The 14,825-nt window shown below is 49.8% G+C and carries 15 protein-coding genes; 5 read left to right on the top strand and 10 right to left on the bottom strand.

Annotated elements, in window-relative coordinates:
* Positions 1 to 4 precede the first annotated feature (4 nt).
* Positions 5 to 463 carry a GNAT family N-acetyltransferase gene (locus EKD02_RS00945; protein WP_011890112.1) on the bottom strand — a complete coding sequence of 153 codons (459 nt, stop codon included), beginning with the start codon at positions 461 to 463 and terminating at the stop codon, positions 5 to 7.
* A 111-nt stretch (positions 464 to 574) separates the two neighbouring features.
* Between EKD02_RS00945 and EKD02_RS00950 the strand changes: the two genes are divergently transcribed.
* Together EKD02_RS00950 and EKD02_RS00955 are read left to right on the top strand one after the other, a co-directional pair.
* Positions 575 to 1,252, top strand: a complete 678-nt coding sequence (locus EKD02_RS00950; protein WP_126383367.1) for an ABC transporter ATP-binding protein — start codon at positions 575 to 577, stop codon at positions 1,250 to 1,252.
* On the top strand, positions 1,249 to 2,034 hold the full coding sequence (locus EKD02_RS00955) for an ABC transporter permease (protein ID WP_126383369.1): 786 nt from the start codon (positions 1,249 to 1,251) through the stop codon (positions 2,032 to 2,034). Before EKD02_RS00950 ends, EKD02_RS00955 begins: the two co-directional genes overlap by 4 nt.
* On the opposite strand, the gene lgt is transcribed toward EKD02_RS00955, so the two are convergent.
* Entirely contained in the window at positions 2,021 to 2,875 is an 855-nt protein-coding gene (lgt, locus tag EKD02_RS00960; protein WP_126383371.1) for a prolipoprotein diacylglyceryl transferase, read from the bottom strand. The genes EKD02_RS00955 and lgt overlap by 14 nt on opposite strands.
* Before the next feature lie 130 nt (positions 2,876 to 3,005).
* Between lgt and EKD02_RS00965 the strand changes: the two genes are divergently transcribed.
* Together EKD02_RS00965 and EKD02_RS00970 are read left to right on the top strand one after the other, a co-directional pair.
* Positions 3,006 to 4,202: an ATP citrate lyase citrate-binding domain-containing protein gene (locus tag EKD02_RS00965; protein ID WP_126383373.1), complete on the top strand. Its 1,197-nt coding sequence runs from the start codon at positions 3,006 to 3,008 to the stop codon at positions 4,200 to 4,202.
* Positions 4,203 to 4,265: 63 nt separating this feature from the next.
* Positions 4,266 to 6,098: a citrate/2-methylcitrate synthase gene (locus tag EKD02_RS00970; RefSeq protein WP_126342272.1), complete on the top strand. Its 1,833-nt coding sequence runs from the start codon at positions 4,266 to 4,268 to the stop codon at positions 6,096 to 6,098.
* Positions 6,099 to 6,179: 81 nt separating this feature from the next.
* Here EKD02_RS00970 and EKD02_RS00975 read toward each other — a convergent pair whose 3' ends face one another.
* The 8 genes from EKD02_RS00975 to EKD02_RS10240 form a co-directional block, all read right to left on the bottom strand.
* Positions 6,180 to 6,422 carry a chlorosome envelope protein B gene (locus EKD02_RS00975; protein WP_126342274.1) on the bottom strand — a complete coding sequence of 81 codons (243 nt, stop codon included), beginning with the start codon at positions 6,420 to 6,422 and terminating at the stop codon, positions 6,180 to 6,182.
* A gap of 820 nt (positions 6,423 to 7,242) precedes the next feature.
* Positions 7,243 to 8,148 (bottom strand): hypothetical protein, encoded by a 906-nt coding sequence (locus tag EKD02_RS00980; RefSeq protein ID WP_126383375.1) that lies wholly within the window; start codon positions 8,146 to 8,148, stop codon positions 7,243 to 7,245.
* Between the two features lie 128 nt (positions 8,149 to 8,276).
* Positions 8,277 to 9,398, bottom strand: coding sequence for an ABC transporter permease (locus EKD02_RS00985; protein ID WP_011890103.1), 1,122 nt, complete (start codon positions 9,396 to 9,398; stop codon positions 8,277 to 8,279).
* A 33-nt stretch (positions 9,399 to 9,431) separates the two neighbouring features.
* The gene (locus tag EKD02_RS00990) at positions 9,432 to 10,547 is read right to left on the bottom strand and encodes an ABC transporter permease (RefSeq protein WP_126383377.1); all 1,116 of its coding nucleotides are present in this window, start codon (positions 10,545 to 10,547) and stop codon (positions 9,432 to 9,434) included.
* A complete protein-coding gene (locus EKD02_RS00995) occupies positions 10,544 to 11,287 on the bottom strand; it encodes an ABC transporter ATP-binding protein (protein WP_011890101.1) in 744 nt (247 codons plus the stop codon). Before EKD02_RS00995 ends, EKD02_RS00990 begins: the two co-directional genes overlap by 4 nt.
* A complete protein-coding gene (locus tag EKD02_RS01000) occupies positions 11,280 to 12,212 on the bottom strand; it encodes an ABC transporter ATP-binding protein (protein WP_126383379.1) in 933 nt (310 codons plus the stop codon). Before EKD02_RS01000 ends, EKD02_RS00995 begins: the two co-directional genes overlap by 8 nt.
* A complete protein-coding gene (locus tag EKD02_RS01005; protein ID WP_126342282.1) occupies positions 12,209 to 13,120 on the bottom strand; it encodes an HlyD family secretion protein in 912 nt (303 codons plus the stop codon). Before EKD02_RS01005 ends, EKD02_RS01000 begins: the two co-directional genes overlap by 4 nt.
* Positions 13,121 to 13,138: 18 nt before the next feature.
* Positions 13,139 to 13,789 carry a TetR/AcrR family transcriptional regulator gene (locus EKD02_RS10240; protein ID WP_160460071.1) on the bottom strand — a complete coding sequence of 217 codons (651 nt, stop codon included), beginning with the start codon at positions 13,787 to 13,789 and terminating at the stop codon, positions 13,139 to 13,141.
* A gap of 142 nt (positions 13,790 to 13,931) precedes the next feature.
* Between EKD02_RS10240 and lipA the strand changes: the two genes are divergently transcribed.
* Positions 13,932 to 14,786 (top strand): lipoyl synthase, encoded by an 855-nt coding sequence (lipA, locus tag EKD02_RS01015; protein ID WP_126383381.1) that lies wholly within the window; start codon positions 13,932 to 13,934, stop codon positions 14,784 to 14,786.
* Positions 14,787 to 14,825 lie beyond the last annotated feature (39 nt).

Below are 14,825 nucleotides of genomic sequence, written 5' to 3' on the forward strand. Positions count from 1 at the left end.
CTCTCTATTCTCCGGCTTTCAGCTGTTTGCGGAACACAACCATCGGTGAGTGGCGGAAGCCGGCGTTCCTGTAGAACTCATGACCGGCAGTATTGTCATGATCAGTCAGAAGCGTCACGCGAAGGCAGCCGGCAGATTCTGCGTCAAGAAGGGCTTGCTGAATAAGCATTGCGCCTATTCCTTTGCGACGGCTTTCCGGCAGAACCACCATGTCTTCAAGCAGGGCAACCCGTCCGCCAAGAGCGGTGCTTATGGTAAAGAGCAGCAGAACCATTCCAAGAATTCTGCCGTTCTCCTCACAAACCAGAATCCGTCCTGTTTCGGGCTGCTCAAGTATCAGTTTAAGTGAACGGGCCTGGATTTCATGCTGTGGCGTAAATTCCGCCTCCTGCCCAAAGAGCACTTCCAGAAGTGATGCGCATGCATCAATGTCGGCCGCTGTAGCAATTCTTACTTGAGCCATATTCTGCAAAGTATTGGAGGGTGAAATTGGTAAAGGAACTATATTATGCTGATTTGACCTCTGAATATACGCCACACTTGCCCTCAATCAAGAACATCAAGAGCTGCTGCCGTGACAGAACCGATTCTTGAAATCCAGGATCTCTCCTTCTCATATGAGGCCGGGGGCGGAGAGATTTTCAGCCACCTGAACCTGAGAGTGGAAGAGGGGGAATTCCTTCTGGTGAAAGGGCCTTCGGGTATGGGAAAGTCAACACTTCTTCGCCTTATCTGCCGCCTGCAGCAGCCTCGAACCGGCATTATCCGTTATCAGGGAAGAGAGATAACCCTCATTGCCCCCTCAGTGCTGAGAAGCTCCATCAGCTTTGTGGCTCAGATCCCGAAAATGACGGATGCTTCAGTCAGGGATAACCTGCTTCTGCCCTTTTCCTTTGCCGTCAATAAGGCTAAAACGGCACCCTCAGATGAGTCTCTGGAGTTGATGCTCCGCAACTTTTACCTTGAGTCGGTTTCGCTGTCACAATCGGCCATGAAGCTCTCCATCGGACAGATGCAGCGACTTGCAATCATGAGGGCCATTCTCCTCAACCCCGACATCCTCCTGCTTGATGAACCCACTTCAGCCCTCGACCCGGAAAGTGCCGGAATGGTCTTTTCCCTCATTGAACGCCTGAACATTGATGAAGGCAAGACGCTCATTACCGTCACCCACAGCGACTATGCTCCAAAACTGCCCCGAGCTGCAATCTACCGGCTTCATGAACGAACACTCCATAGAGAAGAGAGATGAACCAGATCATTGATATATCAAACTGGCAGCTGCTGCTTGGTCTGCTTTTCATCCTTCTGGCACAGGTCAGCTCTTTTGTCTTTCATCTCGGACTTAACCGCGATATTGCCATCGGTACCCTGCGGACTTTCGCCCAGCTTTTTCTCATGGGATTCGTCCTGACCTACATTCTGCAGTCAGACAGGGCACTGCTTGTGGTTGGAGTGTTTCTGGTGATGGTGGTCTCGGCAATCTTCATCATCAAGGGCCGTGTTGCGGAGAAACAGGTCTCGTATCTTTTGCCCACATTCCTGACAATGCTTGTCAGCTACTTTGCAACGGCAATGTTTGTTTCCGGGCTTATCATCGGCTCTTCACCATGGTGGGAACCCCGGTACTTCCTGCCCGCCGGCGGGATGGTAATCGGTAACTCCATGTCGGCACTTGCCATTTCACTTGAACGGTTTTTCAGGGATCTTCGCCAACAGCGCGACCAGATTGAAATGCAGCTCTCTCTGGGTGCCGGCTATCGTGAAGCAAGCGCTGAAATCTTCAGAAATGCCGTCCGTGCCGGCATGATTCCATCCATCAACGCCATGATGGGAGTTGGGCTTGTGTTCATTCCCGGGATGATGTCGGGGCAGATTCTTGCCGGAATCGACCCCATGATAGCAATCCGTTACCAGATTGTTGTGATGCTGATGCTTGTGGGAGCCACTACGCTGAGTTCGGTCACCATCATGCTTCTTATCAGGAAAAGGTGTTTCGGAAGCGGGGAAGAGCTACTCCTCACCTCGTCCTGACTTTTTTTGCGGATGAGGATGTGAAAAAAAAGAGAGAAACGCCTGCAAGCATCATAGCCAGGCAGAGCAGCTGACCCATGGAGAGGCTGAAGGCAACAAAACCGATATGGGCGTCGGGTTCACGGAAAAACTCGATGAAGAAGCGGACCAATCCATACCCGAAGAGATAGACTGCTGAGAGGAATCCGGGAAAGGGTGAGCGGCGTCGCAGCAACCAGAGTATCACAAAGAGGACAATGCCCTCAAAAAAAGCTTCATAGAGCTGTGAGGGATGGCGGAGCTGATGGGTTCCGGCCATTGGGAAATACATGCCGATGGCAGCATCGGTTACCCTTCCGTAGAGTTCTCCGTTGATGAAGTTGCCCAGCCTTCCAAAGGTATAGCCGAGCGGCACGGCGGGGATAAAGAGATCAACGGTTTCCAGAAAGCCGGTTTTGCGCGCTTTCGTAAATGCAAAGAGGGCTACGGCAACGCCTATGAGCCCTCCATGGTACGACATCCCGCTGATTCCCGAAAAAGCGCAGCCTCCTGAAGCAGTCGACCAGGGCAGAAGGGTTCCGAGCGGATCGGCAATCAAGGCACCGAGTCCGTAAAAGAGGAGATAGCCGAGACGGCCGCCCAGAATGACTCCGAGCATCACCCAGGTAAGGGCGTCGCCGATGAAGGGCCTGGAAAACGGGAGTGATTCCGACCTGAGCCGATAACGGGCAAGGAGATAGACAACAGCAAAGGCAATGATGTACATGGTGCCATACCAGCGGAGTGCAAAACTACCGAAGGAGAGTATGACAGGGTTCATCTGCGAGGGGAGATGCTGCCACCAGAAGGTAAAATCACCCATAAGTCAATTTTTGAGAGTTTTCCTTGAATTAACGAACTGTATGCTATTGGAAGCAAAAAAAATATAGTTAACTTTCAATCTTTCGCATTTTGTTGCATTCATACCCATTAACACACAAAATACCGATAGAATGGCTAAGATACTTGAAGGGCCTGCCATGAAACTGTTCAACAAGTGGGGCATTCCCGTGCCTAACTATGTTGTCATCATGGATCCCGAACGCCTTTTGCAGCTCGGAGAAGCTAATAAATGGCTTAGAGATTCAAAACTTGTCGTTAAGGCTCATGAAGCCATTGGTGGTCGTTTCAAGCTTGGTCTTGTCAAAATTGACCTGAATCTTGAAGAGGCGTATGAGGCAGCAAAAGAGATGCTTGGCCGTCAGATCGGTACTGCCGAAATCCGCCAGGTGATTGTAGCTGAAATGCTTGAGCATGATGCTGAGTATTATGTCTCCATTGCCGGCAACCGCGACGGTGCAGAGCTTCTTGTATCAAATAAAGGCGGCATTGATATTGAAGATAATTGGGATACAGTCAAAAGGCTTCAGATTCCTCTCGATGTTACCCCGACCATTGAGGACCTTACCAAAATTGCTTCAAGTGCGGGATTTGAAGGCGAGGTGGCCGAACGGGTTGCCAAAATCGCCTCTCGTCTGATTCTCTGCTTTGACAATGAAGATGCCCAGTCAATTGAAATCAATCCGCTGGTCATCAGAAACAGTGATATGCGTTTTGCTGCGCTTGACGCCGTCATGAATGTTGACTGGGATGCCCGTTTCCGCCATGCAGACTGGGATTTCAAGCCTGTCTCGGAAATCGGCCGGCCGTTTACTGAAGCCGAGCAGCAGATCATGGAAATCGATGCGCGCATCAAGGGTTCAGTCAAGTTTGTTGAAGTTCCCGGTGGCGAAATTGCCCTGCTGACTGCAGGCGGTGGTGCTTCCGTATTCTATTCAGATGCAGTTGTTGCCCGTGGCGGCACAATCGCAAATTATGCCGAATATTCCGGTGATCCTTCCGACTGGGCTGTTGAAGCACTTACAGAAACCATCTGCCAGCTCCCCAACATCAAGCATATCATTGTAGGTGGTGCCATTGCAAACTTCACCGATGTGAAGGCGACCTTCAGCGGCATCATCAACGGATTCCGTGCAAGCAAGGCAAGCGGCTACCTTGAGGGAGTGAAGATCTGGGTAAGGCGTGGTGGACCGAATGAGAACCAGGGTCTTGCGGCTATCAAAAAGCTCGCAGACGAAGGGTTCGACATTCATGTCTACGATCGCACCATGCCGATGACCGATATTGTTGACCTTGCTCTCAAAGCATAAGGCCGAAGTATCGCCAGGCATACCAGATACAGAAACTTTTAACTTCATTAAACGGAACGAATCGTGAGCATACTTGCAAATAAAGACACAAATGTTGTCATCATCGGCGGTGTTGCCGGTGTTAATGCCGCAAAGAGGATGGCCCAGTTCGACTTTCTCGTCAACCGCTCCCTCAGCGTACAGGCATTTGTCTACCCCCCTGAATCAGGTCAGCAGAAAGAAATTTACCGCGGCGGTGAACTCAACAACATTTCCGTATACGCATCCCTCAAGGAGGCGCTTCAGGAAAATCCCCAGATCAATACCGCTCTGATCTATCTTGGTGCTTCCCGTGCTGCACAGTCAGCGGTTGAATGCCTCGAGTCCGAAAACATCAAGCTGGTCTCCATGATCACTGAGGGTGTGCCGGAAAAAGATGCGAAGAAACTTCGCGCCATGGCCATCAAGAAAGGCAAGATGTTCAACGGCCCTTCTTCAATCGGCATCATGAGTGCAGGGGAGTGCCGTCTCGGCGTCATCGGAGGCGAGTTCAAAAACCTCAAGCTCTGCAACCTCTACCGTGCAGGTTCTTTTGGCGTTCTTACCAAGTCCGGCGGCCTCTCCAACGAGACCATGTGGCTTTGTGCACAGAACGGCAACGGTGTGACTTCAGCTGTGGCCATCGGAGGCGATTCCTACCCGGGAACTGATTTCGTCACCTACCTTGAAATGTTTGAGAAAGACCCTGAAACCAAAGCGGTTGTCCTGGTCGGTGAAGTTGGCGGCACCCTTGAAGAGGAGGCTGCTGAGTGGCTTGGAGCCGAGAAACGCCGCATCCGTCTTATTGCCGCAATCGGTGGAACATGTCAGGAAGTTCTTCCCCAGGGAATGAAGTTCGGACATGCCGGTGCCAAGGAAGGCAAAAAAGGCCTTGGATCAGCCCGTTCAAAAATAAATGCACTCCGCGAAGCTGGTGCTCTCGTCCCTGATACATTCGGCGGACTTTCCAAGGCAATCAAGCAGGTCTATGATGAGCTTCTTGCTGAGGGATCCATCAAGCCCGAGCCTATGGTTGACGAGGCCATCCTTCCAGAACTGCCTCCCAAGGTTCAGGAGATCATGAAGCAGGGTGATGTGATTGTTGAGCCTCTTATCCGCACCACCATTTCCGATGACCGTGGCGAAGAGCCCCGTTATGTCGGTTATGCAGCCTCTGAGCTCTGCGAGAAAGGCTACGGCATTGAAGATGTTCTTGCACTTCTGTGGAACAAGAAGCTTCCTTCACGCGAAGAGTCTGAAATCATCAAGCGTATCGTCATGATTTCCGCGGATCACGGTCCTGCTGTTTCCGGCGCATTCGGCGCCATCCTTGGTGCATGCGCAGGAATTGACATGCCTCAGGCGGTTTCAGCCGGTATGACCATGATCGGACCCCGGTTCGGCGGCGCCGTCACCAACGCCGGAAAGTACTTTGCCCATGGCGTCAAAGAGTTCCCGAATGACATCCCCGGCTTCCTTACATGGATGAAGCAGAATGTCGGTCCGGTTCCCGGAATTGGACACAGGGTCAAGAGCCTCAAGAACCCCGACAAGCGTGTGAAGTATCTGGTTGATTATGTCCAGAACCAGACCACATTGCATATGCCTTGCCTGGAATACGCACTTGAAGTTGAGAAAGTGACCACCGCCAAAAAGGACAACCTGATTCTCAATGTCGATGGAACCATCGGCTGTATCCTGGTTGACCTCGACTTCCCGGAACAGTCACTCAACGGCTTCTTCGTCCTTGCCAGAACAATCGGTATGATTGGCCACTGGATTGATCAGACTTCACAGCAGTCACGCCTTATCAGGCTCTATGACTACCTGATCAACTACGCAGTCAAAGACGAAAGGGAAGTGCCGGAGAAGAAGTAAACACCTCCGACACGGAAAACAGAAAAGGCCCCGCATGCAGCAAAACATGCGGGGCCTTTTTTCTTGCCGGTCAAGAGAGCCCTATACCTGTTTTTTCGGCGCCATAGCTGATGAAACGCCCTGAAGCGCCTGGTTTACCGATTGCAGCAGGTTGCCTGCAAGATCAAGAGATGTTTTCGTGATCGGCTCAACCATTTCTATTCCAGTCTTCATCACAGAGCTCATGATTTCCATCTGCTGCTGGCCGACTTTCCCGACAGTTTCTGAAAGGCTTTTCACCGATTCAGAAAAAGCACTTGTGTTGCCTCCCGGTGCGTTGTCCATGGTATTATTGGTTTAATGGTTTAAAAAAACAACATAATAAAGTCTCATGTATGCATCCCTGCTTCTATATACAGTATACCCCTTCCGCTTTAAAAAACAAAGCTCAGTAGCATTCCCGTTCACAAAACTCTTTCCTTTTTGCCTTCCTGAGCAGAGAGGTTATTGCCCTCGCCAGAACTGCTTCCCGGAAGATTCTGTAGCCTTTATCGCGCCTGAAGTTTCTGGTTTTCATAACGGCTTGTGTTTGAAGATTATCGGTCGTGAAAGTGGTGAAACAGAGAAACGGCCGTGAAGCCGTCTCTCTGAGAGTTGGTGTCCCCCATTACACCAACTCAACCTCACTGGCGTGAGGAATTTCATATGTTCACTGTTGATAATGCAAATGGTATGCCAAAGTTGAAATGATGGCTCTGAAGAAGTGATAACTGAAAGTAGAAAAGCGGTTTACAGCATCCCATTCCATTGGGAATCAGCCAGCAGCATACGACGACCTCATGAATCATTCGATTCAAATCAAGACAGAACAATGCGTATTGAATCAATCTGTATCATGAAGCAGAAGCAGAAGGATAACACAGTACCCTCTGAGTTTCGGAGAGAAAGTATGTAAACAGCCACAGTTTCACCTCATTCTGATCATTTGCCGGCATCACAGCCCTCAATATCCGGCGCTTCATCAGAGCAAGTGAAACCTATAGTCGATTATCAAGATGTTGTATAATATAAATTATGTAAAGCTACCGATATCAGAGAAATCTTTTTTGATGGCCGAACAATCACGATTGACTTTTCGGCCGTTTTGCTTTTGGGTGAGATTCGGTTATTCAGTTAAGCTTTTCATCATATCCTTGATGTCATTAGGCGTACTCATGATTTTCATAAAGGTACCCATTGACAAATCCGGCCAGCTCAGAGCAATCCTGTATCGCCCGGGAAGCATCGTCACTGTGTTGTTCTGGAGGATGATTTCATACGGCATGGCCGCAATGTTCTCTTCACCGATAATAGGCAGAAATTCAGCCTCACCATTCTCTTTGTCCATGAGCGCAATACCGATCACAGCGGTTTTTTGAGCCGGAAACACCAGCCGGTAAACCTCTTTCGTGCTGCTTTTATTGGCGTTAAGGTTGCTTTCAATTGTACGAAGGCCTTCTTCGAAGCTGGTAAATGTATTAAGCTCCTTTGGATCGGAAAAATATGGCATCATGAACTTATAATGGTATTTCCATAGCTTCTCAGCCCGTATACCACCGCCAAAACCTACAGGCTCCGTGCCGGGATGAACCAGGGCAGATCTTACATCATCAGAAACTTTTTTCAGGACCTTCTGGTGTTTCGGTGTTTCTTTCCTCAGATACGCATTAAAGATGTAGGAAGGGTTCAGATATGAAACAGCAACCGTATCCCCTTTTTTTACCAGCCCTACCTTGAGCACACCGGCCATTGCGCCACGGTCGGCAACCTTGATGACGGCATTCTTCAGATCTGCTCTTGTATAAGCTATGACCTGGAGTTTTGGGTTTTGAGCCGGGCTATAGGTTCCGAGTATTTCAAAACCTTTATTGGTAAGGGATTTTTGTACATCTCTGGAAACCACATCGATACCTGAAGCCACATCGGCAACCTTAATGTATGGTGCTATATCAAGGCCTTTCTCATCAGCCTGTGCTGCATTCGGCTGTATCACGAGAAAAGTGAATACCAGAATCATCCAGAAATTTTTCATACGGGAAATCTCATTTTAAATGGTTTACTCCAATGGACGCGATTTTGCTTAAAAAGAATAGTAACAATTGTTACTATAATACCCAAATGAATAAATACTCAATTTACAGCCTCGCATCTGCTAAAAGCTCAATCCGACACCTTGCGGTAGCGGTTGACGGCAAGCGTCAGCATGAGGCCGGCATCGGCCGTCAATATGGCTAATGGGGTGGCTATTTCCCTGATACCTGAGCCTTTCAGCATCACACGGCGCATGATGTCGACGAAATGCCGGACGGGATTGGCCATGGTCATGTTCTGCGCCCAGTGCGGCATGCTCTCGATTGCTGTAAAAAGACCGCTCATAAGGGTGAAGATGACCATAAAGAACCACGCAATGAACATTGCCTGCTGCTGTGATTCGGTAAGCGTTGAAATCAGGAGCCCCATGCCCAGTACCACAAGCATGTAGATACCTGCTACAAGATAGATGAGCCAGTAGCTTCCAAGCATCGGCACATGGAAGGCAAATCGGGCAATGATCAGCCCCAGGGTTAGTTCTCCAAGCCCGATGATCCAGAAAGGAAGAAGCTTTCCGGTTATGAACTGGTAGCGCTTCATTGGGGTTACATTGATCTGGTCAATGGTACCGATCTCTTTTTCACGCACAACATTCATCCCTGAAAGGAAAAGCCCGACCAGAGTTACAAGTACAACGAGAATACCGGGAACCATGTAATCGATATAGACCAGTTCAGGATTGTACCATGCTGATGATCTTACGGAAATAGTCTGCCGTGGAGCGCCCACAGCGCTTCCGGGCAACTGAGGGATGAGGTCGCGATTGAATGCCGTGATGATGTCATTTGTATACCCCTGGATGACGCCGGCTGAAAAACCATCTTCTGCATTGATGATGAGCTGCACCTGTGCGCTCCCTCCACGCATGAGCTCTTTTTCAAACCCCTCTGGTATGACAAGAACAAGATCAGCATTGCGACCCACCAGGACATCAAGAGCTTGAGGGGAGGTTGACGACTCCCCTGTCAACTGAAAATAACCGGATCCTGTGAATTGCTCGCTGAGCCGCTCGGAAAGGGAGGTTCTGTCAAGATCCTGAAGGTTGAACGGAACATTCCTCACATCAAAGGTGGCCGCATTCGAGAGAATGACCAGCTGAATGAACGGCATGATGAAAATGATGGGGAGCATCCCCTTGTTGCGGAATATCTGCAGAAACTCCTTCTGCAGCAGAAATCCAATAACCCTCATTTTTACTGTGTTTTAACGATGGGCATGTGCCATTTACTCAAGGCGTTCACTGAAGTTCCTCAGGCTGGCGCCAATAAGCACCACGGTCATTACAGCCAAAACAAGCGTCTCTTGCCACAGAACCGCGAATCCAGCTCCTTTCAGCATAATGGCCCTCACAATAATGAGATACCACTTTGCTGGAATCACATTGCTGATGACCTGCAGCGGCAAAGGCATGCTGGCCACGGGAAAAATGAAGCCTGAAAGAAGGATTGTAGGCAGAAGCAGCCCTCCAAGGGAAATCATCATTGCTACCTGCTGGGAGGAGGTTATGGTGGAGATGAACATTCCCAACGAGAGTGCGGTCATGATGAAAAGAAGCGATTCTGCCATAAGCAGGAGAACACTCCCCCTGCAGGGAACGCCAAAAACAAGGGAGGCAATGACAAGAATGGAAACGACATTGATGAACGAGAGCAGGAAATACGGGACAACCTTTCCCACGATTATCTGAATGGGCTTTAGGGATGATACCAGCAGGACCTCCATGGTTCCGCTCTCTTTTTCCCGGGTAATACTGATGGAGGTCATCAGCGCCGACACAAGCATGAGAATAAGTGCCATAAGGCCGGGAACAAAGAGATAGACGCTTTTCAGACCTGGGTTGAACATCATAAGCGGCACCGGTACAACACCCTTTGGTTCATCAACCGTAGTGGCGGATTCACTCAGATAATCGCGAATCACCGAGGCTGTATAGCCGGTAATAATGCGTGATACATTCGGGTCGGAGCCGTCCGTTATCACCTGAATGTCCATGCTGCCTTCGCGCTGAATTTCGCGGTCCGATGCAGGCTCAAATATGACCGCTTCGCTCATGGCTCCGGAGCGGAATGCGCTCTGTATTTCTGAGTGGCTCTGAGGGTTCTTGACGAGGACAAAGGTTCCCGACGAGAGGATTTTATCGGTAATTGCCTGACTTACGGCATCCCGGGAAAGGTCTGCAATGCCGATTTTTACCTCCTGTATTTCATTCCGGATGGCATATCCGAACAAAAGCAGCTGTATGACCGGCATGCCAAAAAGAATGGCAGCGGTGCGACGGTCGCGGAATATGTGGTAGAACTCCTTGACAACAAACCCAACAAAACTGCTCCATTCTTTCATATTCCCTCCCCCGCTCCGGGCCTGACAAGGCGGATAAAGAGCTCGTCCATTGTGGTAACACCAAAAGAGTCTTTCATGGCCGTTGGTGTGTCAAGCGCAGCTATTCTGCCGTTAACCATTATTGAGACACGGTCACAGTATTCAGCTTCATCCATGTAATGGGTTGTTACAAAAACTGTTACTCCCCTGTCTGCTGCTTCGTATATCATATCCCAGAACCTTCTTCGGGTCATTGGGTCAACCCCTCCGGTCGGTTCGTCAAGAAAAACGATTTTTGGTTCATGCAGGAGAGCGACAGAAAATGCAAGCTTCTGTTTCCAGCCGAGCGGCAGGTCAGAAAGCCTTGAGTCAGCAACTGGCAGTAGGTCAAGCGAGGAGAGCAGTGCCTTGCTTTTCTCTTGAATGCTGGCTGACGACAGGCCGTATATGCCTCCAAAAAATCGGATATTCTCACGGGCTGTCAGGTCATCATAGAGTGAAAAGCGCTGGCTCATGTAGCCGATGTTCTTCTTTATGGATTCCGTTTCAGTGAACACATCAAACCCGGCAACAGCAGCCTTCCCGCTTGTGGGAAGAAGCAGTCCTGTAAGCATTTTCATTGCCGTGGTCTTCCCTGCCCCGTTTGCTCCGAGAAAGCCGAAAACCTCTCCTTCGCCAACTGAAAATGAGATGGCGTCTACAGCAGTGAACTCTCCGAATTTGCGGGTAAGCTGTTCGGTATGAATGACAGGCTCACTCATGATGGCTCCCGTCATCTGTTTTCATCAAAGCCATGAAGGTATCCTCTATACCCGGCTCAATCCTCTCTATGGTGATTTCCTGAAGCTCCGACTCTGACAGATAGCGCATAATCTCTTCAGAAGAGGCTGAGGGACGGTGGTCGGTATAATGAACACTGCTTCCAAATGCGTACACGGACTTTGCATGAGGATAGGAGCGGAGGCGTGTAAGAAGCTTATGCTTCTCGTTTGCACGAACTGAAAAAAGGGGCGCAGTAAAGAGCCCGGTTATTCCCACAGGCGTGTCAACGGCAAGAATAGTTCCATCCTGGAGAAAGGCTACACGATCGCAAAGAGATGCTTCATCCATGTATGGGGTTGAAACCAGAATTGTAATTCCCTGCTCTTTGAGCCGCCCGAGCATCTGCCAGAATTCACGCCGTGAAACCGCGTCAACTCCGGTTGTAGGCTCATCAAGAAGCAGAAGGTCCGGGCGATGTATCAACGCACAGCAGAGTGCGAGCTTCTGTTTCATTCCTCCAGAGAGCTGTCCGGCCATCCGTTTTTTAAAGGGTTCAAGCTGGGTGTAAATATCGGCTATGAGCTCATAGTTTTCCTCAACCGTGGTATTGAACACCGTGGCAAAAAATTTGAGGTTCTCTTCCACGCTGAGATCAGTATAGAGGGAAAAACGCCCGGGCATATACCCGATTCGGCTTCTTATGCTCCGATACTCTTTCCGGGCATCAAAACCCAGAACCTCAGCCCTTCCCTCATCGGCAAGCATAAGGGTACAGAGAATCCTGAAAAGTGTGGTCTTTCCTGCCCCGTCAGCTCCAATGATGCCAAAGAGCTCCCCCTTACCGACAGTGAGTGATACATTGGACAGCGCAGTGACTGTTTTGAATTTTTTGGTGACACCCTTCACCTCTACAGCACTCGTCATCCTTCTGTTGCCTTGCGGAACCGTATTTCACCGGGCATGCCGATTTTAAGGAGCCCATCGGGGTTCTTGACCAGTACCTTGACGGCGTAGACCATGGTCACCCTGTCTTCACGGGTCTGGATTATTTTAGGGGTGAACTCGGCTTTCGAGGATATCCAGCTCACTCTACCACTCAGCTTGTGTTCCGCTGGTTTTTCCCCGTCTACAAGCACATCCACACTGTCACCAATTGCTACTGAAGCAAGCTGTGAGCCGCTCAGATAGACTCTCAGGTACATGGAATCAAGATCAGCAATTCTATAGAGCGGTTTCCCGTAGGCCGTCACCTCACCCTCTTCCGCATAAGCAGCAAGCACAACTCCCGTTGATGGGTTCACCACCGAACTGCGCTTTATCTGATCACGAATACGAAGAATCTGTGCTTCAATTGAGCGGACCTCCTGATCTACTTCAGGGTTGCGGGTTGCCACTGAGGCTATCTGGCGTTCAACAACTTTTACCTGGTTCTCAAGATCTTCAAGCTGTTTGGCCGGAGCAGCCCCTTCAGCAACAAGGCGACGGTACCGGAGTACATCCTGCTCCAGATTGCTGCGTTGCTGACGGTAAACGCTTGCCTCTGCACGAAGAGATGGCTTTTTTGTTTTCATCCCTTTCTGTTGCGCCAGCAGCTGCTGCAGACTGAAATGGAGCTGCGTCGTGTCAACAAGAGCGGCAACTGCCCCCTTATCAAGCTTTTCTCCTTCTTCAACAGGGAAGAAGAGCAGCTTGCCGGATGCTTCTGAAGAGACAATGATTTCCGTTGACTCAAAATTACCATACCCATCCGGCTGCCCGTTTCCTCCGCAACCAAAAAGCACAAGTGAAGTGAGTATGCAGGCTGAACAAAAAGCTTTTCTGAAGTGTTTCATAAGCTCAATACGAAGGGGTTAACACTGTTGGTTCGATGATGCATCTCGCTCAACCATCCTTGCCATCCATTGAGGAATGAACTGGCGGCGCTCCTCAAGAAGATGCTGATAGTCGCTGTCGTTTTTTCCGGAAACTGACTGCATGGCTCCGGCAGCCACAAAAGGGAAGGCGCAGAGTGAAAGAAGGTTGAGCATGAACTGCTCTGCAGGCATGGCAATAAGCTCTCCGCTTTCGGCACCCAGATCAAGCTGATGCTGCAGCCCATCAAGCATAAGAAGGCGGCTGGCTCGGATAATTTCTGAAAATCTTGACGGATTGCGGTGCATTTCATGCACAACAAATCCGGGTAGAAATGGATTGTTGACGACAGTGTTGAAATATGCATCAACAAATGCCCGGACTTTATCCATCAAGGGGGAGTTACTGTTCATGACTGCAAAAACAGGAGGAACAAGACGCATGACAGCATCAGAAAAAACAGCATCAAAAAGCCGTTCCTTGCTTCTGAAATAATAATGGAGAAGGGCTTTGTTGATGCCGGCCTCATCTGCAATCTCCTGCATCCTTGCCCCATCATAACCCTGACGGTAAAAAACCTTCTCCGCACTTTGAAGAATGCGTCGTTCGGTTTCGGGTTCCTGATGTGCCGTGTTCACTGTTTTCCGCATGACTCCATTGGTTTCTTTCCTTTGTTTAACCATAAAGTTAAACTATTTGGATAATAAACAAGCCAAAAAGCCTCCTTGCCCGGTAATTTTTTATATTCAGTCTTGGAATCACTACAGTCCTTCAAGCCTAAAGTATTTTTTGATGCCAGGTCAGCGATTGCGAAAACCCGAATGGCTCAAACTCAGAATGAGGACAGGTCCGGAATTTGGCGACATTCAGCGCCTGTTATCCGAAACATCGCTCAATACAGTCTGCCGTTCAGCCATGTGCCCCAATCTTCAGGAGTGCTGGTCGCGCGGAACAGCTACTTTTCTGCTGCTCGGCAATGTCTGTACAAGAAGCTGCAGGTTCTGCGCCATAGGAACCCAACAGAAACCCATCCCCCCCGATCCGAAAGAGCCGGCCAGAATAGCCGGGGCTGTCACTGCCATGAAGCTGAACTTTGTGGTGCTCACCAGCGTCAATCGGGATGATCTTCCCGATGGTGGCGCCCGGCATTGGACTGAAACCATGAAGGCGATACGCCTGTCTTCTCCCGACGCCGGCCTGGAGTGCCTCATTCCCGACTTCGAAGGAAATGACGAGGCGCTTGATATGGTCATGAATGAGCGGCCGGATGTACTCAATCACAATATAGAAACCGTTCCCCGCCTCTACACCAATGTAAGGCCGGAGGCCAGCTATAACCAGTCGCTCTCAATTCTTGACCGGGCCCTTACGCTTCACGGCCTTGCCACAAAGTCGGGGATGATGGTCGGTATGGGAGAAACATTCGAAGAAGTGGTTGCATCAATGAAAGATCTCAGAGAAGCGGGATGCTCACGGCTTACCATTGGGCAGTATCTTCAGCCGACAGCCTCACATTTTCCTGTTGAGCGCTATGTCCCGCCCGAAGAGTTCGATACTTACCGTGATGAAGCTCTGGGCATGGGATTCTCTACGGTACAGTCAGGCCCCTTTGTTCGAAGCTCGTATCTTGCAGGTAGTGAAGAATAATCTGATGACCAGCAGCACGAAACACCTAAAGACAACACT

The sequence above is a fragment of the Chlorobium phaeovibrioides genome (assembly GCF_003968655.1).
GTDB classification, from domain to species: Bacteria; Bacteroidota; Chlorobiia; order Chlorobiales; family Chlorobiaceae; genus Chlorobium; species Chlorobium phaeovibrioides.